This is a genomic window from Photorhabdus heterorhabditis (genome assembly GCF_018448905.1).
Classification (GTDB): Bacteria; Pseudomonadota; Gammaproteobacteria; order Enterobacterales; family Enterobacteriaceae; genus Photorhabdus; species Photorhabdus heterorhabditis.
The window spans coordinates 67762-91304 of record NZ_RCWA01000001.1; the positions used below are offsets into that span (position 1 = coordinate 67762).

Here is a 23543-nt window from a genome sequence, read left to right on the forward strand (position 1 = left end):
GTAACATGGACAATCTGAATCTCAACAAACATATTTCAGGTCAGTTTAATGCTGAACTGGAGTATATCCGTACGGAACTGATGGCAATGGGTGGGCTGGTGGAGGAGCAACTCTGCAAAGCGATTAATGCTATGCATAATCAGGATGCAGCACTGGCGCGCGAAGTGATTGAAGACGACCATAAAGTCAATATGATGGAAGTTGCTATTGATGAGGCGTGTGTTCGTATCATTGCTAAGCGTCAGCCGACCGCAAGTGATTTGCGGTTAATTATGTCGATCTCGAAAACAATTGCTGAGTTGGAAAGAATCGGTGATGTGGCAAAAAAAATCTGCCAGACGGCACTTGAAAAGTTTTCACATCAGCATCAGCCATTATTAGTCAGCCTGGAATCACTTGGCCGCCATACCATACAAATGTTGCATGATGTGTTGGATGCTTTTGCCCGAATGGATCTGGAAGAAGCGGTTCGTATTTATCACGAAGATAAAAAGGTGGATAAAGAGTATGAAGGTATTGTCCGCCAGTTAATGACTTATATGATGGAAGACTCCCGAACTATCCCAAGCGTACTGACAGTGCTGCTCTGTGCCCGTTCTATTGAACGGATTGGTGACCGTTGTCAGAACATTTGTGAATTCATTTTCTACTATGTTAAGGGACAGGATTTCCGGCATGTGGGGGGGGATGAGCTAGAAAGATTGTTGACTAAAGAGAACAAGTAACTCACTGACAATGCTGGTATTTTTCTTGCCAGCATTTTTGGTTCTATAATTCGTTATATACCCAATAGATTTCAAGATGGATCGCGACGGCAAGGGAGCGAATCCCCGGGAGCATAGATAACTATGTCATAGATAACGATGTGACCGGGGTGAGTGAGTGCAGCCAACAAAGAGGCAACTTGAAAGATGACGGGTATAGTTATAAACATAGTTTTTTTTATTATTTCCTGCACTATATTGAAATTGATAGCTTGTGATGATTAATAAATGATTAATTACCATCAGGAGTGTTCAATGAAATCCCGCGTTCTTGTTACGGCATTGTTGGCCGGATTAGCACTGGTTACGGGTGTTGCGAAGGCAGATAAACTGGATGATATTAAAAAAGCTGGCTCAGTGCGGATCGCCGTTTTTGACAGTAATCCACCGTTTGGTTTTATTGACCCGCAAACCAAAAAATTGGCGGGTTATGATGTAGATATTGCCAACGCAATTGCGAATGACCTTGGTGTGAAACTGGAATTGCGTCCAACTAACCCAGCAAACCGTTTACCGTTGTTGGCATCAAAGAAAATTGACCTCATTGCCGCCAATTTTACGGTCACTGATGAACGTGCTAAACAGGTTGATTTTTCAATCCCTTATTTCGCTACCGGGCAAAAATTTATTGCTCGCAAAGGCGTTTTGAAATCTTCGGAAGACATTAAAAACTTACGTATTGGTGCTGATAAAGGCACGGTACAGGAAATTACTCTGCGTGAGCATTATCCGACTGCAAAAGTGATCTCTTATGATGATACCCCTTTGGCATTTGCAGCACTGCGTAACGGTAACGTACAAGCAATCACTCAGGATGATGCTAAGCTGGTAGGTCTGCTGGCTAACGTACCGGCAGCACAAAAAGCTGAGTTTGAGATCTCTCCTTTCAGCATCACCCGTGAATATCAGGCGGTAGCTGCTGTAAAAGGGGAAGAGCGCTTGGTTGAGGCGGTGAACCAAACTTTGCTGAAACTAGAAAAAGAGGGTGAAGCAGAGAAAATTTACAACCGTTGGTTTGGCTCGGATACCAAGTCAGCTCAGCCGCGTGGTGACTTTAAGTTTGCGCCTTTGGAGCAGCAAGCTAAATTCTGATGATAAGTTACAAAGCCCCGTCTTCTTGTTGCGGGGTTTTGTCATAAGTAATACTTGGTAATCGTAAGATATGTTTGAGTTATTTGTTACAGAGCACTTGCTTGCTCCCCAATATCTGGAATGGCTTTGGCAGGGCTTTCTAATTACGTTATGGATATCCACTTGTACCGTTGTGGCCTCCACGTTGTTGGGCTTTTTGCTGGCAGCGGCCCGTGACAGCCAATTAAAAATTCTCCGTTGGTCAGTAACGGTTTACATGACCTTATTCCGCAATACACCGCTATTGGTACAGCTGTTCTTCTGGTACTTTGCATCAGGACAAATACTGCCGCAAGAAGTCATGTTCTGGTTGAATACACCGCATGAAATCAACCTGTTAGGTTTACCATTAGCATGGCCTTCATTCGAATTCCTGGCTGGATTTATTGGCTTGACTCTCTATTCAGCCCCATTTGTGGCGGAAGAATTACGTTCAGGTATTCAGGGGATTGGGCGAGGGCAGAAATATGCTGCCCATGCACTGGGGCTAACCAGCTGGCAGGCAATGCGTTATGTGGTATTGCCACAGGCGTTGAAGATAGCACTGCCTCCGTTACTGGGGCAGTACATGAATATTGTAAAAAACTCATCACTGACCATGGCGATTGGTGTCGCTGAGTTGTCATATGCTTCCCGTCAGGTAGAAACTGAAACATTGAAAACGTTTGAAGCATTTGGTGTTGCGACGGTGCTATATATTGCCACCATTGCCATTATGGAGGGTTGGGGACAATGGCGTCAGCAACAAGCCATAGCGAGAGGGCATTAACATGGATTTTTCAGTCATTGCAGAAAATTGGCGTTATTTGCTGTTAGGAACATTCCCAGATGGCCCTCTTGAGGGAGCGGCGTTGACACTAGTGATTAGCCTGATGGCTGGTGCGATTTCAGTGGTATTGGGTACGATTGCAGGTGTTGCTCTGGCAATGCTGAAAGGCTTCTGGGTTAACCTGTTAGCCGCAGTATTGGGCTTTTTCCGTGCAATTCCCGTTATTATGCTGATTTTCTGGACTTACTTCCTGTTGCCGGTGGTGCTTGGTATGGAAATCCCTGAAATCACTACCGTGGTTTGTGCTTTGGCATTGATCACCTCTGCTTATCTGGCGCATGGTGTGAAAGCGGGCATTATTGCGATTGGTGCGGGTCAGTGGCAAGCTGGATTATCATTGGGTTTCAACCGCTGGCAGGTGCTTTGGCACATTGTTTTGCCTCAGGCGTTACGCATGATGGTGCCTTCCTTTATTAACCAATGGATTGCTCTAATAAAAGATACTTCTCTGGCGTATATTGTTGGTGTGGCGGAATTATCATTCTTAGCAACTCAAGTGAATAACCGCAGTATGGTTTACCCGACAGAAGTATTTTTATTTGTTGCGTTGATTTACTTTGTGATGTGTTTGGCACTGGAGTTGACCGCAAACTATATTGTACGTCGTTTCTCACTACAACGTCGAAAAATGTCCCTTTTTCGTTTTTGGCGGAAAGAAAAATTAATTTTGGCGTCCCAATATTAGTTTTTCTCTTTAATTATCTATATCTAAGGCATAATTTCCCTATTTTAACGATAGGGGAATTTTTAAATTAGATAAATTAAGAATTTTATGAAAATAAGAAAAATCTGTGGAAATAACAGGATAAATAATCTTTTTAGATTTAACCGACTAAAAGTTAATCTCTAAGGGAAACATGCGTTATGTCTACATCAGAGCCAGCTCAACGGGCCAAAGTATATACCTGTTATCTTTCAGGTTGCTTCTTTGTTGGCTGCACTCACTCACCCCGGTTACATAGTTCTCTACGACATAGTTCTCTATGCTCCCGGGGATTCGCTCCCTTGCCGTCGCGATCCATCTTGAAATCCATTGGGTATAGAGAGACAAAAAGAGGCTTTATCAGCAACAAATGCAATGGAGTCAACAAGGCGATCATTATTCATTGCAAACGTGAACGTCCGTATTAAACGGTGAGCTAGAGGTACAATTTGAGCATTGGTATCGGGGCATAAAATTGGGAGAAGAAACAGAAAACCATTTAACCGCAACGATTACAGCATAGTCATGCTCCACGTTTTTTATGCTCTCCTTAATCCAATTAATAACAAAAGAGAAAACTAATCACTAGATTATATGATATGAATAATATGTTATTCAATATGTGTCTTTGCAGTTGGTTTTTTATTTCATTGTGTATTTCAACTTTTTTTAAAATAAAAATAATCATAAATGTGGATTTTGTCACGAAATAAATATTTTTTATTGACTTGCCAAAGTTAACATATAAGATTTTTTAATCATGAACCAAACTGAGGATTTATGTTTTGAGCAATCCATTTGAAAATGAATCTCTTGATTTCTTTGTATTAATAAATGATGAAAATCAACACTCACTATGGCCTGTATTCATTGCAGTACCTACTGGTTGGCAAGTTATCTACGGACCAGAAAAACGTGAGAATTGTTTGAGTCTTGTAGAGAGTAACTGGAAAGATATGAGGCTAAAAAGTTTGCAGTGAAATAAATTAGAAAAGGCGGATTCGGCTAATAAGTACAATTTTTCAGAAGGGCGGTCAGTTACTATATTAGGCATCTTTCCCGTCATAGGAAAATGCACTATGGTCTATAAACAACTGACCGAAGCAGAAAGATACCCGATCCAGTTTAAAAAGCGGGTTTTTCACAATGTTTCATTGTCAATTACTCAATCGAAACCCATCAACCATTAGCAGAGAGTTGAAAAGAAATCAGGAAGTAAAAGAATATTGTCCGAAACAGGCCCATCTTCAGGGGCTTGCTCGCCGTCATGTTGCTAAGAAAGCTACAAAAGTGATCAAAGAAATAAAAAAATGGATAAAGCGGCTAATTTGGCAAGATTTAAGTCCTGAACAGATGGTTGACTATATAAGGAAGTATGAAGGGATATCCTTGCATCATGAAACCATTTGCAGATTTTTTTATAAAAATAAAATGGATAGAGGTGACTTATAGCAATATCTCAGAATTGTCAGTAAACCGTATCGTAAACAGTATGGTTGTTATGAAAGAAGAGGAAAAATTAAAAACAAAGTCAGTATTAATGAACGCCCAGAAATCGTTGATAAAAAATCACGAATGGGTGATTAGGAAGGTAATACAATAATAGGAAAAGATAAAAAGAGAGTATTATTAACGCTGGTTGAACGTAAGGTACTCTTAATAATCATTATTAAACTGAACAGAACAAGCATCAGAAGTGGCTGAAGGCACAATGAAGGCTTTATACCCGATGAAACAAAAGGTTAAAACAATGACGTTTGATAACGGTTTAGAATTAAATAATTGTCCCCGAAAGACTCGTGGTGGTAAATCCTCAAATGGACTCTTTAAAGGGATACGAACTTGTTTACTCGTAGCTTAATTATGTTGCACTTGCTATGCGAAACCACCAAACAAAAACATTATCCCTATACCCAATAGGTTTCAAGATGCCTCGCGACGGCAAGGGAGCGAATCCCCGGGAGCATAGAGAACTATGTCGTAGAGAACTATGTAACCGGGGTGAGTGAGTGCAGCCAATAAAGAAGCAACTTGAAAGATAACAGATATATAACATTTGTAGCGAAGGAAGAACTATATATGAATAAGGATGGCTATTATAATTTAACATCTGCGCAGTTCGGAATTTGGTCGTTCAACGAAATTATAGAAAATAAGTCAATAAATAATATAAGCGAATATTTTATAATTGATGGTAATATAAATGTTGAATATTTTTCTGAGGCGGTTAGAAAAACAGTAGAAGAAGCTGAGGCTTTACACTCTCGTTTTTATAAATTTGATAATTGTATCAAACAGAATTTTTTCCCTATAAATAACTATGAACCAAAAATTATTGATTACAGCGATTTTCGAGAGGAAATTGCCCTCCAGAAAGCTAAAGATTTCTTACTGGTAACAACGGAGCAACCTTTTGATATTTGTGAAGAGCTTCCATTCGGAATATTACTAATAAAAATAGCAGAAAATAAATTTTTGTATTTCCACTGTTATCATCATATAGTTATGGATGGTCTGGGAGCATCACTCATCATTCAACGTGTCATAAGTTTATATAACGCTTATTTTATTGAGGGTTCTCCTCCTCCTTCCCCATTCGGTAAGTTTAAGGAACTTATTGATGGTGATATTGATTATCGTAATTCTTCCAGATTTATTTGTGACCGCGATTACTGGTTAAATCTATTTGCTGATATTCCTGCCCCTGCTAGCCTAGCGAATCGAATAGCTCCTCCTTTAAAAACTATAATACGTCATCGTGTGAGTTTGGGTTATGAATTAACTGACCTACTGCATAAAAAATCAAAAGAAATGAATTGCACATTACCTAACTTGCTTATTGCTATAACTTGCGTTTACTTGCATCGCATGACGGGACTTTCTGAAGTCATCGTCGGCTTACCAGTAACAGGCAGGCTTGGAAGGAAAGAACGTATTATACCAGGATTGATGGCAAATATACTTCCAATGCGATTGACACTATCGCCAGATTTGAACTTGAAGATGGTTTTAGCCAGAACAGCAAAACAAGTCATGACGGTCTTACGTCATCAAAAATATAGATATGAAGATCTGTGTCGTGATTTAAAAATAACTAATAGTGGTGAATCATTATATCGAATAAGTATAAACGTTGAAAGTTTTGATAATGGTGGGTATTTTCATCAAAGTAAAATACTACCTTGCAATATTGCAAATGGACCTGTTTCTGATCTCAATATTTTTTTCTTTGATTATAATAAAGAAGTTCCTCTGACCCTTGGATTTGATGCAAATAGTGAGTTGTATTCTCCAGAACAGTTGTCTGAACATGCCTCTCGGATGTTGAAAATTTTTTATGATTTGTTAACAAATCAAGATGCTATCATTGGTTCGTTGTTATTGCTAAATGATAATGAATATAGAAATTTAGAGATTATTAATAATAAAACTCTGGCATCAATCCCTTCGTTAACACTTATTGATTGTTTTGAAGATCAGGTAAGAAAATTTCCAAATAAATCAGCGTTATATTTTGGTGACATTTCTTTAACTTACGCTCAACTCAATGAAAAATCAAATAAGCTAGGTCATTATTTATTAAGTCAACATTTTCTCCCTAATGACACCATAGCGTTACTATTACCTCGGACCGTTGATTTAATTGTAGCATTGTTAGCTATATCGAAGATAGGTGCAACATATATACCGTTAGATCCTGATTATCCTGAAGAACGTTTGAAATATATTATTGAAACGGCAAAGCCGAAACTTGTATTGACGTCAATTAATGTTAATTTTAATTTTTGTTTAGATGCTCTTCAGATACAATTAGATGATATCAATATCTCCTTATTAGTTGACTCTCAATCAATTCACAACCCTATTAGAGTAGTCACTACGGCTAATCAAGCTGCGTATATCTTGTTTACATCAGGATCGACGGGGAATCCTAAGGGAGTCGTGATTACACACCATTCGCTTATTAATTTTCTTTACGCAATGCAAATGTCACTGCAAATAAAACCGGGCAACCGAATACTCGCTGTTACAACGATTGGTTTTGATATCGCAGGTTTGGAAATATTTTTACCATTAGTTAATGGAGCTTCAATAACGTTAGCGTCTCGTGACACTGCACGAGATCCTAATCTACTGGCATCGGAAATCGTCCGAAATAAAATAACTCATTTGCAAGGCACGCCAGCTTTGTGGCAAGGATTGGTTGAGTATCAGCCGAACTCATTGAGTAACCTCACCGCAATCGTTGGTGGTGATTCGTTGCCTACAAATCTAGCTGAACGTATGGTGTCTCTAGCACATAGAGTCATTCAAGTTTATGGTCCTACTGAAACCACCATTTGGTCTACTTTACATGAATTGACGGCAAAGTCTGTGCAGCCAAATTCTATTGGTTTACCAATACTAAATACGCAGATCTATATCCTTGATACGGCTCTTCAGCCTGTGCCTGTAGGATATCCTGGAGAATTATATATAGCTGGTGATGGATTGGCTCTCGGCTATTTAGACCTCCCTACTATGACCAGCGAGCGATTTGTCGCAAATCCCTTTGGAACCGCAGGGCAGCGTATGTATCGTACCGGCGATCTGGCTTGCTGGGGAACTGACATGAATGTCAATTTCTTGGGGCGTGTCGATAATCAAGTAAAAATTCGTGGTTATCGAATTGAGTTGGGAGAAATTGAAAATACCTTCCTGAAATCACCACTAATAAAGAATGCGTTAGTCATTGCGTACGGAAAAGAAAGTGTCAGCAACAAATATTTGGTGGCCTATGTTGTTTTACGTAAACCCAATTCTTGCTCGTCGGAAGAATTAAATGAATGGCTGGAAAAACATCTGCCTGACTATATGCTGCCGGCAGTTATTATGATATTGGATAGTTTTCCACTGATGCCGAATGGTAAAATAGATCGCCACGCCTTGCCAGCACCAATATTCAAGTCAGATGAGCGAGTTTTACCGGAATCATCCCAGGAAAAAATCTTATGCAAAATCTTTGAGGAGGTTTTGGGATTTGAGTCGATAGGTATTAATGATAGCTTCTTCAAGCTTGGTGGAAATTCTTTACTGGCAATCCAGTTACTTACTCATTTACGCACTCAGTTAGATATTGAATTACCGCTAAAAGCTATTTTTGAATCTCCAACGGTTAAAGCGCTTTCCAGGGTTATAGCTGACACAGACAAAAAATATTCTCTACGAGAAAAACTGACTCCCCAGCCGCGACCAAATATCTTGCCAATGTCATTTGCCCAGCAACGTCTGTGGTTACAGGAACAGATTAATGAGAGCAGTGCATATAATATGCCTATGGCATTACGCATCTATGGTGAATTGGATACCTTCGCACTTTCAGCAGCGCTGTCTGATGTCGTGAAACGACACGAAAGTTTGCGTACTTATCTGACCTTACAGGATGATATACCATGCCAATATATTGTATCGACCGAAGAAATCTCGTTCTCATTGCATGTTCACGAGTTGGATGAGTCTCAAATTACAAAAGAGTTAACTCAGCAGGCTGGTTATATCTTCAGGCTTGATAAAGAATTGCCTATTAAAGCTTGGTTGTATCGGATAAAACCCGAGCAGCATATATTCTTGCTATTAATCCATCACACGGCGGGAGATGGTGGCTCTATCTCACCCCTACTACATGATTTAGGCCATTACTATCAGGCGCACTTGAAAGGAGAAAATTCTTCACTGCCGCCTTTGCCAGTGCAATATGCAGATTACACATTATGGCAACATATATTACTCTCTGATGAGCAAAAATCGGTAGGTTTGTATGCGAAACAAATACATTACTGGTGTAACCAGCTAGCATTATTACCAGAAGAAGTAACAATAGCTAGCGTGCAACCTAGGCCCACGAAGCCAAGTAGCAAAGGTGATTGCTATAAATTCTCAGTTCCTCTGGATATATATCAGGGTCTAAAACGCTTGGCTTTACAAGAGGAAGCCAGTCTGTTCATGGTTCTAAAAACAGCTCTTGCTGTGCTGCTTCATCAAATGGGGGCCGGTGATGATATATCGGTAGGCACTCCCGTTTTGGGTCGTACAGATGTAGCTCAAATGCCATTAATTGGCCTTTTTTCCAATACATTGGTATTACGTACCAACCTTTCTGGTAATCCTGATTTTGTCTCCCTGATAGCACAGGTTCGTAAAACAGTACTTGATGCTTATATGCATCAGGATTTGCCTTTTGAGCAAGTTGTCGAGCTTTTAACCCCACATCGTTCCGCGTCCAAGCACCCATTATTTCAAGTCATGATGGTACTGGAAGAGGAATTTTCGTTGGGTAATGTCTTGTTGCCGTTACGTATTGAGCAACAGGAGGTATTAACTAAAACGGCAAAGTTCGATCTCCTGTTTGTTTTCAAAGAGGATGTACAACAAGGTCTGTTAAGAGGACATATTGAATTTGCGACGGACCTTTACGATGCGCAAACCGTTGCGGGATTTGTAGACCGCTTATTCAGTGTATTGAACATTATGGCAAACAGGCCCACTGAAAAAATTAGTGAAATTTGCCTATTAAATACGTTTGAACGTCAACAACTGCTCAAAACTTGGAACAATACGCTCGTAGAATTGCCGAACTTGTCGTTGGGTGTGCTGTTTGAACAGCAGGTTGCCCGTTCACCAAACGCTATCGCTGTTAGCGAAGGCAGCAAAACGTTAACCTATGCCCAGTTGAACAGCGCGGCCAATCGCCTTGCACACCGGTTACGCGAACTCACCGGGGAGGAAGTGTTTTGCGTCGGGTTGCTCATGGCGCATTCGATCGATCAGGTCATTGCCACGTTGGCGGTGATCAAGGCTGGTGCGGCCTATCTGCCATTGCGCGCCAGCGATCCTCTGGAACGGCAGCAAATGATGCTGGATGACGCAGGTGCAGCGGTATTGATTACCGATGTCGATCACCCCCTGCCAACGGTGCGCTTTGTGATACGCAACGTGGCCGATTCTGCTGGGAAACGCTGGACAAAAATCAACCCGGCAACCAACGCCGGACCTTCCAGTCTTGCTTACATTATGTATACCTCCGGGTCGACCGGTAAACCTAAAGGCATTGCGGTAAACCAGGAAAGCGTTATAGCGCTAGCCTGTGATCGCCGCTGGTTGCCAGAAGATCATCAGCGTGTGCTGCTGCATTCCCCTGTTGCGTTTGACGCCTCGACTTACGAGTTTTGGGTGCCACTATTGTGTGGTGGGCAATTAGTGGTGGTGCCAAAAGGTGAGCTGGATATCGATGTGCTGGCGCAGACCATCGTCAATGAAAAAATAACCGCCTTGTGGCTAACGGTTGGCCTGTTACGGCTGATGGTGGAAAACCATGCCTCTTCCCTAGCCAATGTGCGCCTGTTACTCGCTGGTGGTGATGTATTGCCAAAATCCGCTATCGAAACCGTTATGCGGCGCTGTCCTGGGCTGGTAATGATGAACGGTTACGGGCCAACCGAAACCACCACCTTTGCAACAACCTATGCTATGCATAGCGTACCGGACAGTGCTTCGGTGCCTATTGGTACGCCGTTGGACAGTATGCAAGTGTATGTGCTTGATACCTACCTGCAACCTGTGCCTGTCGGCGTTTCTGGCGAGTTGTATATCGCCGGTACTGGGCTTGCACGCGGCTACCTTAACCAGCCTGGCCTGACGGCATCACATTTTATCGCCAATCCTTTCGGCAGCAGTGGCGATCGCATGTACCGTTCTGGCGACTGGGTTCGTTGGCGGCAGGAGGGGGTTCTAGAGTACCTAAACCGTGGCGATCAACAGGTCAAAATACGCGGTTTCCGCATTGAGCTGGCGGAGATAGAGGCGGCATTGCTGGAGCAGGAAGGTGTTGCTCAGGCACTCGTGTGCATTTTCGAACCGCAAAAAGGAAATAAACAGCTGGCCGCGTATGTCATTGCCGAAAAAACCGGACAGTGTGAACCAACATTGTTGCGACAAACATTGAGCGCCCGGTTGCCAGACTTTATGGTACCGGCAGTCGTGAGCGTAGTAGAGAGATTCTCGCTGACTGCCAACGGGAAAGTCGATATGAGTGTGTTACCCGTTCCAGAATTCAACATTGGTCACGGGCGAACCGCACGCAATGAGCAGGAAAGCAAACTGTGCCACTTGTTTGCCGAGGTCCTCGGTTTGTCCCAGGTTGGCATCGACGATAATTTCTTCGATCTGGGGGGGCATTCCCTGTTGGCATCACGTCTTGTTAGCCGTATTCGCAAAGTGTTAAAGGTGAACCCCAGCATCCGTGATCTGTTTGAAGCACCAACGGTAGCGCAGTTTGTGCAGCGTCTGGGGCAAGGGAGCACACTGCGCCCAGCGTTGCAGGTGAAACCAAGGCCAGAACGCCTGCCGTTGTCTGCGGCCCAGCGCCGGCTATGGATGGTTGACCGCATTGAAGGGGGGAAATTTCTCTATAACATGCCGTTGACGCTGGAGTTGCAGGGGGAATTGAGCGTTCCTGCCATGGCAGCAGCGTTGAATGATGTGGTGGCGCGCCATGAAAGCCTGCGTACACGCTTTCAGGAGCAGTCGGATGGTAACGTTTATCAACAGATTGCCTGCGGGGAAGACGCACGGTGCGAACTGACGCTGCACCGCGCCTTTGCTAAGAATTTAGATGAAGAGGTGCTGGCAGCATCAGAATATATCTTTGATTTAGCAAATGAAAACCCCTGCCGGGCCTGGCTGTTCCATGTTGAACCGAATCATCATGTGCTTTTATTCCTGATGCACCATATCGCCAGTGATGGGGCATCACTGGCTCCTCTACTGCGCGATCTGGCGCTGGCGTATCATGCTCGGTTGCAGGGGCAAGCGCCGAACTGGGCGCCACTACAGGTACAGTATGCCGATTACACCCTGTGGCAACACGAACTGCTGGGCGATTCCCGTGATACGGGCAGCCTGCAAAGCCACCAGTTGGCGTATTGGTGCGAAGTGCTGCATGGACTGCCGGAAGAGTTGCAGTTGCCAACCGATAGGCCACGGCCACAAAGCTCAAGCTATCAAGGCGGGCAATGGCATTTTGACGTTGATCCAGCGGTCTATGCACGTTTACTTGAGGTAGCAAGGCAGCAAAATGCGAGCCTGTTTATGGTGTTGCAGGCGGCCTTGGCGGTGTTGCTGAGCCGGTTAGGTGCTGGTCATGACATTCCACTGGGTGTGTCTATTGCTGGCCGTACCGATGAAGCGCTAGAACCTCTAATCGGCTTTTTCACCAATACATTGGTGTTGCGCACTGATGTTTCTGGGAATCCAACCTTTGATCAATTGCTGGCGCGCGTGCGCGATAGCGCATTGCAGGCGTATGAACATCAGGATCTGTCGTTTGAAAACTTGGTGGAAACGCTGAACCCAGAACGTTCCCTGGCGCGCCATCCGCTGTTCCAGGTCATGTTGGTATTGCAAAACAACGCCCGTGGCGAGGTCCATTTTGATGGACTGAGCACCCGCGTTGGCACACCGCTACTACCAGTGGCGAAGTTTGATTTGACCTTCAACTTTGAAGAAACGCCAACCTCATTAAACGGCATCGTTGAATATGCTACCGACTTGTTTGACGGTAAAACCGCTGAGCGCCTGGCAGGCTATTTTGCTAATATTTTGGCGGCCATCAGTCGAAATACATGCTGCAATATCAATGAATTAGAGATGTTTGGCGCGTGTGAACGCCAGCAGATTGTCAACGAATGGAATAACACCGCCCGGCAATTGCCGGCCAAGACGTTTGCCGAACAATTCGAAACCCTTGCCAAAGCAACACCGGATGCACCTGCTTTGCTGGGGGAAAGTGAACGGCTGACCTATAGCCAGTTGGATCAACGGGCTAACCGGTTGGCGAATCTGATGATGGAAAGGGGTGTTGGCACAGAAAACATCATTGCTATCGCACTACCGCACTCAGTTAATCTGATTGTCGCGCTGATTGCTACGCTGAAAACCGGCGCTGCATATTTACCGCTTGATCCTGATTATCCTCAGGAACGCCTGAATTATATGTTGGAACACTCTCAGCCCGAGCTGGTCATCACGGATTCTGCGTTCGTGCAAAAACTGGGGGCGCAGTATTCCCGCTTGCAGATTGACCAACCGGCGCTGCATACGCAATTGGCCCGGCAGCAAGCAGAAAGCATCACTTTGCCAAGGAAGTTGAGTATCAATAATGCGGCTTACATTATCTATACCTCTGGTTCTACCGGTTTGCCGAAAGGTGTTCTGGTGACGCATCGGGGTATCGGTAACTTGGTTGCCAGCATGGTCGAGCGATTACATGTCACGCCGCAAAGCCGTGTGTTGCAGTTTGCTTCACCGAGCTTCGATGCCTCGTTCTGGGATATCAGTATGGGGCTGTTAAGTGGCGCGGCGCTGGTCGTTGCAGGCCGTGATACATTGTCGCCGGGGGAGCCACTGTATGAACTGATGTTGGCCCAGGGCGTGACGCACGCCACGTTGCCGCCGGTGGGATTGGCGGTTATGCCGCGTAAGCCATTGCCTGCGTTGGAAACGTTGGTGGTGGCGGGCGAAGCCTGCCAGCCGGAGCTGATCGACTATTGGGGCCAGGGGCGCCGGATAATCAATGCCTACGGGCCAAGTGAATCCACGGTCTGCGCCACTATGAGCCAACCGTTGATGGCCGGAAAAGCGCCGCCTATCGGTACGCCGATCGTTAACATGCAGGTCTATGTCTTGGATGAGCGTTTGCAACCGGTCGCGCCAGGGGTAAAAGGCGAGCTATATATCGCAGGTGAAAGCTTGGCCCGTGGCTACGTACGGCGCCCGGATTTAACGGCGGAACGCTTTGTGGCGAACCCGTTTGGCGCGGCAGGTAGCCGAATGTATCGCACCGGAGATGTCGCCTATTGGCAAACCAACGGTGAGCTAATGTTTACTGGGCGTGTGGATCATCAGGTCAAGATCAGGGGCTTCCGTATTGAACTGGGTGAAATTGAATCCCTGCTGCTGAAGTGTCCTCAACTGAGCCAAGCCACGGTGATCGTGCGTGAAGATAAGCCGGGGCTTTGCCAACTAGTTGCTTACGCTGTGGCGAATGAAGGGGATGTTAATACCGCAGAACTACGCGAATATCTGCGTAGCCACCTGCCGGAATATATGGTACCCGTGGCTATCGTCATGCTGCCGGCAATTCCGGTTACGCCGAATGGTAAAGTCGATCGACGCGCATTGCCGCAGCCTGATTTCCATCAGCCTCATCACCGTGGCCCGCGCAATACGCAAGAGCAACTGCTTTGCGCGCTCTTTGCCGATTTATTGGGTCTGGAACAGATTGATATTGACAGTAGCTTCTTCGAAATGGGGGGCGATAGTATTACTGCGATACAGCTGGTTGCGCGTGCGCGCCAGGCTGGTTGGATATTCACACCACGCCAGGTCTTTGAGCACAAAACCGTTGCTTCCCTAGCCAGAAAAATGCAGGCGAACATTTCCACGGTTGCTGAAACGCGGGTTGGCGCGGTAGGTGAATTACCCGCTACGCCAATTATCCATTGGTTGATGGAAAACCCCGGCAACATCAACGGATTCAGCCAGGCAACGTTGCTGCAAACGCCGAAACATCTGGATGAGAAACAACTCAGGCAGATGCTGATCCTGTTATTAGAGCAGCACGATGCCCTGCGTCTGGTGGCGAATCGCGCCACAAGCGGTGATGTCCTGCTGACCATTCCGCCAATGACGGCAGACATCGTGGATGGCGCATTGAGCATTGTGGATTGCCAGGCGTTCACGCGGGTGGAACTACAACGCTGCATCAAGGCAGAAAGTCAACGCGCAAAACAGCGCCTCGATCCGGCGGCGGGCAAAATGCTACAGGCGGTTTGGTTCCGTGCATCCGCCGGACAGCTGGGTCGGCTAATGTTAGTGCTTCACCACTTGGTGGTGGACGGTGTCTCTTGGCGTATTTTAGCGCCGGATTTGCAAAACATTTGGGCAGCCCTGAGCGCGGGGAAAGCGCAGGATACGTTGCCGGTTGGTACCTCTTTCCGTGCGTGGGCGTATCAATTGCAGCAAGAGGCCAATGTGCGGCGTAACGAACTGAATCACTGGCTAACGGTGCTGGAGAAGCCGGATACGTTGCTGACTTCCCGCCAGCTAGACGGGGTGCAAGACACCGTTGCGGGCAGCGATTCATTGCGGCTTGAGTTACCGGCGGCGTTTACCCAACCGTTGTTGGGGACGATACCGGCGCTCTTTCATGCCGGTATCAACGACGTACTGCTCTGTGCCTTTGCTCTGGCCGTTAATGACTGGCGGCAAACTTCACAGACGGATGTCCTACTGGATCTTGAGGGGCACGGGCGTGAAGAACTTCCCGGTACGGAGCTGTCACGCACCGTCGGCTGGTTCACCAGCATGTATCCTGTGCGGCTCGAACCGGGCGTTACGCAGATGGCAGACCCTTATTCATTAGGTCATGCGCTAAAACGCATCAAAGAGCAGCTACGCCAAGTGCCTGCGAACGGCCTTGGATATGGGTTGCTACGCTATCTGAATTCGCAAACACGGCCAATCTTGTCACAGCAGCAGCAGGCTCAGATTGGCTTCAACTATCTGGGCCGCATGGCTGCGGGTGGCGATCGTGACTGGCAGGTGGCCGCAGAGGCGAATCTGCTGGATACAACGGCTAATGACAATTTTGCGCTCCCTCATGCGCTTTCACTCAATGCGTTGGTAGAAGAGCGATCGGAAGGGCCGGTTCTGGTTTCCAACTGGTCATGGGCCAGAGCGCTGCACACGGAAGAGCGCATTAGTGTGTTGGGTAACCACTGGTTCCGTTGGCTAAAAGCAATGTCGCAGCTTTCTACGGTGCCTGACGTGGGGGGATTCACACCATCGGACATCACGATGCTATCGCTTAAACAGAATAGCTTGGAAAAACTTCAAGCCAAGTGGAAGAAGAAGAAATAAATATGGAAATTAAAGAGATACTCCCGTTATCGCCATTACAAAAAGGTCTGTTGTTCCATATGTTGTACGATACTCAAGGCAGTGATGCGTATCAGGTACAACAGGTTTTCCAGCTTACTGGCGTTTTAGATAGCCAAAAGCTGAAACAGGCTGTCACAACCTTACTGCAACGTCACCCGCACCTGTGCGCGGGGTTTGAGTACGAAGACGTAGAAACGCCGGTACAACTGATCTTGGCGGGGCTACCGTTGCCGTGGCGTGAGGTGGATGTGAGCCATCTATCACCAGAGCAGCAACAGCCAGCATTCGCCGCGCTGTTACAGACCGATTATGATGAGCGCTTTGATCCGCACGATCCGCCGTTGCTGCGATTCACCCTAGTCAAACTGGCGGCACAGCAGCATTATCTGGTCTTTACCAACCATCACCTGTTGCTGGATGGCTGGTCAATTCCTATCCTACTGCAAGAGTTATGCACTCTGTATCTGGGTGATGTGCAAGGCAGCACCTTGCCGCCGATTACTCCTTATCGCAACTATCTGCAATGGATTGCGGAGCGTGATGTTGATGAAATGCGCGCCGTATGGCGCGAAACGCTCAGTGGCCTGGCGGCGCCAACTTGCCTGGCAAAAGGGCGCACCACGGAAAATCTGCAACCGAATCTGTTGTATAAGCATCTGGATGCGGCATACACGCAGCGACTGAACTTACGCGCCAAACAGCTTGGCGTGACGGTAAATACACTGATCCAGGCCGCATGGGGTGTGCTGCTGGGGGGGATGACGGGGTGCAGTGATGTGGTGTTCGGCGTTACGGTTTCTGGCCGATCAGGTGAGTTGTACGGCGTGGAAAGCATTGTTGGGTTGCTAATCAATACCGTGCCATTACGCCTGACGTTCAGCCTGGCGGAGACGTTTACTACGCTTTTACAACGCCTACAGTCAGAGCAAACCCGGCTGCTTGATTACCAATATCTTGACCTGACGACCATCCAGGCGGATGCCGGTTACGGCGAGCTGTTTGATACCTTGATGGTGTTCGAGAACTACCCGCTCATGGAAGGCAGTAGTGAGCAATCTGATACCGCGCTGAACATCTCGCTAACGGTACACCATGGTGGGGATGCTTCACATTACCCGCTTGGGTTGGTGGCGGTTCCGGGTGAAATGCTAGCCCTGCGTTTCAGCTCATTGCCAGACCTGTTTGACGATCAAACGGTGGCAAACCTGGCCGAGCGCTTCATGCTGATACTGCATGCCATCATTGACGATCCGCAGACAATTATTGGTAGCGTACCGTTGCTGCTGGCGCAAGAAGTTCAGGCCATGGTTCAACCTTACCCTGTGTTGGCATCATTGCCAGCCGATACGCTCCATAGAATGTTTGAAAAACGCGCGAGCGAGACGCCGGATGCGATTGCGCTGAGCCTAGGCAACGATCGCCTGAGCTATGGCGAACTTAATCAGCGGGCCAATCAGTTGGCTCGTTATCTGGTGAACCGCGGCATTGGCACTGAGGATGTCGTGGCATTGGCGTTGCCACGTTCGATGGAGACACTGATTGCGCTGTTAGCCGTATTAAAAGCCGGCGCTGCATATCTACCGCTGGATCTCCATAACCCTGCCGAACGGCTTGGTTTTATCGTGTCTGATGCTAAACCGACGCTGATTATCACCAACGCAGAAAATGCCGGCATGTTAAACGGCTCCACGCCTGATTTGGTAGTTGATATGCCTGAATATCAGCAGCGTCTGGCGCCGTTCAGCAAACGGGATCTTCAACCCGATGAACTTTTACGTCCGGTTAGTACGGCAAGCTTGGCCTACATCATTTACACCTCTGGCTCTACGGGGAACCCGAAAGGGGTGCTGATCCCGCATGAAAACGTGTTACGGCTCTTTACAGCAACGCAATCGTGGTTCGATTTTGGCCGTAATGACGTTTGGACCTTGTTCCATTCGTATGCTTTTGATTTTTCAGTGTGGGAAATTTGGGGGCCATTGTTATATGGTGGCCGGCTGGTCATTGTACCGTTTATGGTGAGCCGCGATCCTCAAGCATTCCTCAAACTACTGAGCGAAGAGAAAGTCACGGTATTAAACCAGACGCCCTCTGCCTTCTATCAATTGATAGAAGCGGATCAAAACGATCGCGAGAAGAAATATCCACTGGCGCTGCGCAAAGTGGTATTCGGTGGGGAAGCGCTGGATCTTAGCCAGCTTGAACGTTGGTACCAACGCCACGATTCGGCAGCGCCTGAATTAATCAACATGTATGGCATTACCGAAACAACCGTGCACGTCAGCTATCAGGCGCTGACCCCGACAATGATGCGCAGCCAATCCGGTAGCCCGATTGGCGTTGGGATCGCCGATCTGCATATCTATGTGTTGGATAACGCTTTACGCCACGTTCCTACAGGTGTTGAAGGGGAAATGTACATTGCTGGCGCCGGGCTGGCGCGCGGCTACTTGAACCGCGCGGGGTTAAGTGCTGAGCGCTTTGTCGCCGACCCGTATGGTGAACCGGGTTCCCGTATGTACCGTTCGGGCGATTTGGCCTTTAGATCGCCCGAAGGCGGGCTGATTTATATAGGCCGAGCCGATCAGCAGGTGAAACTACGTGGTTTCCGCATTGAGTTGGGGGAAATTGAAGCGGCTCTGGCGGATGACCCGCAGGTCACCCAAGCCGTGGTGCTGATGCGTAAAGATCAGCCTGGCAATCCACAATTGGTGGGGTATATCACCAGTGACAGTGACGTCGCTATTGACACGGTGGCACTGCACCACCGCGTGGCGGTAAAACTCCCTGACTATATGGTACCTGCGGCCATCCTTCAAATTGAGCGTTTCCCTTTGACGGTCAATGGGAAACTGGATAGACGCGCATTACCGGCGCCAGATTTCAACCATGGCGGCAGACGGCGCCAGCCGCGCACGGCACAGGAAGAAATTCTGGTAGGGTTGTTTGCTGAGGTACTGGGGCTGGAAACGGTAGGCATGGACGACAACTTCTTTGCGTTGGGCGGCCACTCGCTGTTAGTGATGCGCCTGATTAGCCGCGTATCTAGCGCATTAGCCATTGAGTTGCCGATCCGCACACTGTTTGATTACCCAACCGTGGCGCAGTTTGCCGAGCAGTTGGCGATAAAGGGCACTCAACGCCGTGAAACGCTCACGTACCAGGCTCGTGAGGAATATTTACCCCTTTCCTTTGCCCAGCAGCGAATGTGGTTGTTGGATAACATTGGCAACGATCATGCCGCGTATAATATGCCGCTTGCTCTGAAACTGAATGGGCCGCTCAATGATGAAGCATTGCGTCAGGCACTGGGCGATCTGGTACAGCGCCATGAGATTCTGCGCACGCTATATCCTCTGCATCTTGATCAGCCTTATCAGCATATTCTAGCGCCTGATAGTGTGGCACCGTCTTTGATCATCGACAATGTGACGCCGGAGGAGCTGTCGGAAAGCATCGACAAGGCCGCCGCTTGGCAGTTCGATCTGGTAAATGATTTGCCGCTGCGTGGGTGGCTGTTCCACTTACCGGACCAGAACGAACATGTGCTGCTGCTGGTCGTTCACCACATTGCCTGTGACGGCGGTTCATTAGGGCCAATGCTGCACGATCTGTCTTTGGCCTATCAGGCGCGTTACGAGGGTCAGGAAGCGAAGTGGGCGCCACTAACCGTGCAATACGCTGACTACGCGCTATGGCAGCGTCAACTATTGGGGGATGTGCAGGATGCCTCCACACGCGGCGCACAGCAAATTGAATTCTGGCGTAGTGCGCTGGCAGGATCGCCTCAGGAAACTTGTCTACCTACCGATCGCCTGCGTCCATCTGTACCGAGCCAACAAGGCGCCCGGGTCAGCTATGCGATTGACCAAGCGCTTTATGGCCGCCTGAAAAAACTGGCGCGTGATGAGGGCGTAACGCCATTTATGTTGCTACAAACCGGGGTCGCCGTCATGCTTAGTCGGATGGGGGCTGGTGATGATATTACATTGGGTACAGGCGTTGCTGGGCGGGCCGACGAGGCCATGGCCAATTTGATTGGTTTCTTTGTCAATACGCTGGTGCTGAGAGTAAATTGCGCGGGTAACCCTGAATTTAATCAGTTGCTTGCCAGTGTGCGTGAGTTCATGCTTTCTGCCTATGCAAATCAGGATGTGCCTTTTGACAGAGTGGTAGAAGCGCTTAACCCTGAGCGTTCTGCCTCACGACATCCGCTGTTCCAGGTAATGTTGGTATTGCAAAATAACGGCGACAACATCCGACAATTTGCCAATTTGCAGGCAAAGCCGCAGCCGGTTGGTTTTGTCCCTGCCAAATTTGATCTGACGTTCAATTTTGATGAAGTCTATAGTGATGATGGTGAGGTGTGTGCACTCAATGCCCAGATTGAGTATGCCGTCGATCTGTTTGATCGCGATACGGTGGCGGCGCTTGCGCAATATCTTGTTCGATTGCTGTCGTTCATTGCAGAAGAACCAGACACACCCGTGGCGAATATTCCACTGTTAACAGCCGAGCAGCAATGCAAAATGGTAACTGAGTGGAATGCCACGGAACAGAAAGTGCCGATGGTGTCGCTGGCCAGCCTATTTGAAAAACAGGTGGCGGCGGCACCAGAGCACATTGCTCTGAGTTGTGGCGATAAGCAACTTACCTATGCACAACTGAACGCGCGCGCCAATGATTTGGCACAACGCTTGCAACAGCTTGGGGTGAAAGCGGAACATGGTGTTGCATTGCTGATGGAACGCTCGCCGTCGCTTGCGATCGCCATATTGGCGGTAATTAAGGCTGGAGGGTTCTATGTGCCGTTGCGTACTAGCGATCCATTGGAACGCTGGCAGCATATAGTGGATGAAGTCGGGGCGCAGGTTGCGTTGGTGGATGATGCACATAGCCACGTGGTTTTGCCGGCCAGTTTACAGGTGGAAACTGTAGGCAATGCCAGCACCCAGAACAATGTTGCGTGGGCCAGCGAGCCGGTAAGCGCCCAGAATCTGGCCTACGTGATGTTTACCTCAGGCTCTACGGGGCAGCCCAAAGGGATCGCCACCACACAAGATAATGTCATTACTCTGACTCTCGATCGGCGCTGGCGCAGCGAGCATCACCAGCGCGTTCTGTTGCATTCCCCCTACGCATTTGATGCCTCAACCTATGAGCTGTGGGCCACTCTGATTAATGGTCATCAGGTCGTCATCGTACCGGGTGACGATCTCGATCTGGATCTGTTGACATCGACCATCGTTGAACAACAGGTAACCGCTGCATTTCTGACATCCGGGTTATTCAGGCTGATTGCGGAAGAACATCCGCAATGTCTGGGTTCTTTGCAGAAAGTATTCACCGGTGGTGAAAAGATATCCGCCAGTGCGGTGCAGACAGTGCGGGAACATTGGCCCAATCTTGAATTGATGAATATCTATGGCCCAACGGAAACCACCACCTACGCTACGGATTATCCCATTGCGAAAACAGATGCCCCTTATCTGGACGTTCCTATTGGTGCTGCGTTGGATAACACTAGTCTCTATGTATTAGATGAATTTTTACAGCCGGTGCCGGTTGGTGCGCTAGGGGAACTATACATTGCTGGCCGCGGCTTGGCGCGTGGCTATCTGAAGCGTCCCGGGCAAAGTGCGGCACATTTTATCGCCGATCCCTTCGGGCCTGCGGGCAGCCGCATGTACCGCACTGGGGATGTGGTGAAATGGCGGCGTGATGGCGTGCTCAACTTTGTTGGCCGTCGTGATCAGCAGGTGAAAATTCGTGGTTTCCGTATTGAACCGGGGGAAATCGAAGTCGTGTTGAAGCAGCACACCGGCGTGCAGCAAGCGGTGGTCATTCCGCGTGAGGATCATTCGGGCAATAAACAATTGGTTGCCTATGTGGTGCCTTTTGCAAGCTACGAAGATTTACCGGTGTTGCTGCAACAGCATACGCGTGAACATTTACCTGATTTTATGGTGCCTGCCGTGGTCATGTTGTTGGCAGAACTGCCATTAAACGCCAACGGCAAGTTGGATGTTGCCGCGTTGGCACACCCAAACTTCGGTTCGCGGCAAGGCCGCCAACCACAGACTGAAAGCGAGAAATGGCTTTATGCGCAGTTCTGTGAGCTATTGAGTATTGGACACCTCAGCATTGATGACAACTTCTTCGCACTGGGAGGGCATTCACTGCTGGCGGCACGGCTGATTGTGCGTATCGAAAAAGAATTGGATGAGAAGCTAACTATTCGTGACCTGTTTGAATCGCCCACCGTTGCACTGCTGGCACGGCGTCTTGAAAGCAACTCGCGTGGCAATATTCTGGACGTCATGCTGCCATTGCAGCCAGCTGGCGAAAAAACGCCTCTGTTCTGTTTACACCCTGGGGGAGGATTGAGTTGGTCTTATGCGGGGCTGATCCCGTATCTTGGCGAGCAGCAGCCTCTTTATGGCATTCAGGCACGCAGGTTGAGTACCGGCCTTGTACCACCATCAATTTATGACATGGCGAAAAATTATCTGGCAGAGATTTATAAGATCCAGCCAGAGGGGCCTTATTCATTGCTGGGCTGGTCTTTCGGTTGCCATCTCGCGCATGAAATAGCCACCTTGTTGCAAAAGGATAATAAAGTGGTCAATGTCTTGATCTTTATGGATGGTTATCCATTGTGGAAGACTTACAGAGACATGGTACGCACTGATCGGGAAAGCCTGCGTGCAATGTTTGAGGCATTTACCGGTTCGGCACCTGAAAACGAGCAGCAGCTTAGCGTGGTTGGCTTGAAAAAACGGCTGTCTGAGCTCGAGCATCCATTAGCAAACCTTGATCAGAATATTTTCGAACGTATTCTTGCCGAGTTCCGAGATGCACCGCATTTGCTCAGCGAGTTTTCACCTAGCCGGTTCCAAGGTGACCTCATATTCTTTAGGGCACTACAAGGCCATAGTGAAGCCGATAATGTTAATTACGATCCGCACTTATGGGGGGAGTATGTTGAAGGAAACATCATTTTGCATGATATTAATTGTTCCCACGATAGTATGTTAAGTGAAGGCCCGCTTAAAGAGATTGGGCCAATACTTCAACAACGATTCGGTATTCTTACAGACAGCGGTGTTGAGTAAGGTTTTCCGACAAAGAGTAACAT

At 47.6% G+C, this 23543-nt stretch carries 8 protein-coding genes and 2 pseudogenes; 9 read left to right on the forward strand and 1 reads right to left on the reverse strand.

Annotated features, from left to right (window positions below; genetic code table 11):
* Positions 1-5: 5 nt before the first annotated feature.
* Positions 6-725 carry a phosphate signaling complex protein PhoU gene (gene phoU / locus EAE89_RS00325; RefSeq protein ID WP_054476375.1) on the forward strand — a complete coding sequence of 240 codons (720 nt, stop codon included), beginning with the start codon at positions 6-8 and terminating at the stop codon, positions 723-725.
* A 71-nt stretch (positions 726-796) separates the two neighbouring features.
* Here phoU and EAE89_RS00330 read toward each other — a convergent pair whose 3' ends face one another.
* Entirely contained in the window at positions 797-934 is a 138-nt protein-coding gene (locus EAE89_RS00330; protein WP_188093360.1) for a hypothetical protein, read from the reverse strand.
* 85 nt (positions 935-1019) lie between these two features.
* On the opposite strand from EAE89_RS00330, the gene EAE89_RS00335 reads away from it, so the two are divergent.
* The 8 genes and pseudogenes from EAE89_RS00335 to pttC all read left to right on the forward strand — a co-directional run bounded on the left by EAE89_RS00335 (position 1020) and on the right by pttC (position 23520).
* Positions 1020-1856: an ABC transporter substrate-binding protein gene (locus EAE89_RS00335; RefSeq protein ID WP_054476379.1), complete on the forward strand. Its 837-nt coding sequence runs from the start codon at positions 1020-1022 to the stop codon at positions 1854-1856.
* A gap of 70 nt (positions 1857-1926) precedes the next feature.
* Complete coding sequence (locus EAE89_RS00340) at positions 1927-2664, forward strand: amino acid ABC transporter permease (protein WP_054476381.1); 738 nt, start codon at positions 1927-1929, stop codon at positions 2662-2664.
* A 1-nt stretch (position 2665) separates the two neighbouring features.
* Positions 2666-3409 carry an amino acid ABC transporter permease gene (locus tag EAE89_RS00345; protein ID WP_054476382.1) on the forward strand — a complete coding sequence of 248 codons (744 nt, stop codon included), beginning with the start codon at positions 2666-2668 and terminating at the stop codon, positions 3407-3409.
* Between the two features lie 364 nt (positions 3410-3773).
* Positions 3774-3950, forward strand: a pseudogene (locus EAE89_RS23395) (ISKra4 family transposase); the annotation flags it as partial.
* A 253-nt stretch (positions 3951-4203) separates the two neighbouring features.
* The gene (pttA, locus tag EAE89_RS00350; protein WP_235525392.1) at positions 4204-4407 is read left to right on the forward strand and encodes a phototemtide A NRPS accessory protein PttA; all 204 of its coding nucleotides are present in this window, start codon (positions 4204-4206) and stop codon (positions 4405-4407) included.
* A 99-nt stretch (positions 4408-4506) separates the two neighbouring features.
* Positions 4507-5288: pseudogene (locus EAE89_RS00355) on the forward strand (IS30 family transposase).
* A gap of 218 nt (positions 5289-5506) precedes the next feature.
* A complete protein-coding gene (gene pttB / locus EAE89_RS00360) occupies positions 5507-16384 on the forward strand; it encodes a phototemtide A non-ribosomal peptide synthetase PttB (protein WP_214085166.1) in 10878 nt (3625 codons plus the stop codon).
* Positions 16366-23520, forward strand: a complete 7155-nt coding sequence (gene pttC / locus EAE89_RS00365) for a phototemtide A non-ribosomal peptide synthetase PttC (protein ID WP_214085167.1) — start codon at positions 16366-16368, stop codon at positions 23518-23520. Before pttB ends, pttC begins: the two co-directional genes overlap by 19 nt.
* Positions 23521-23543: the final 23 nt, after the last annotated feature.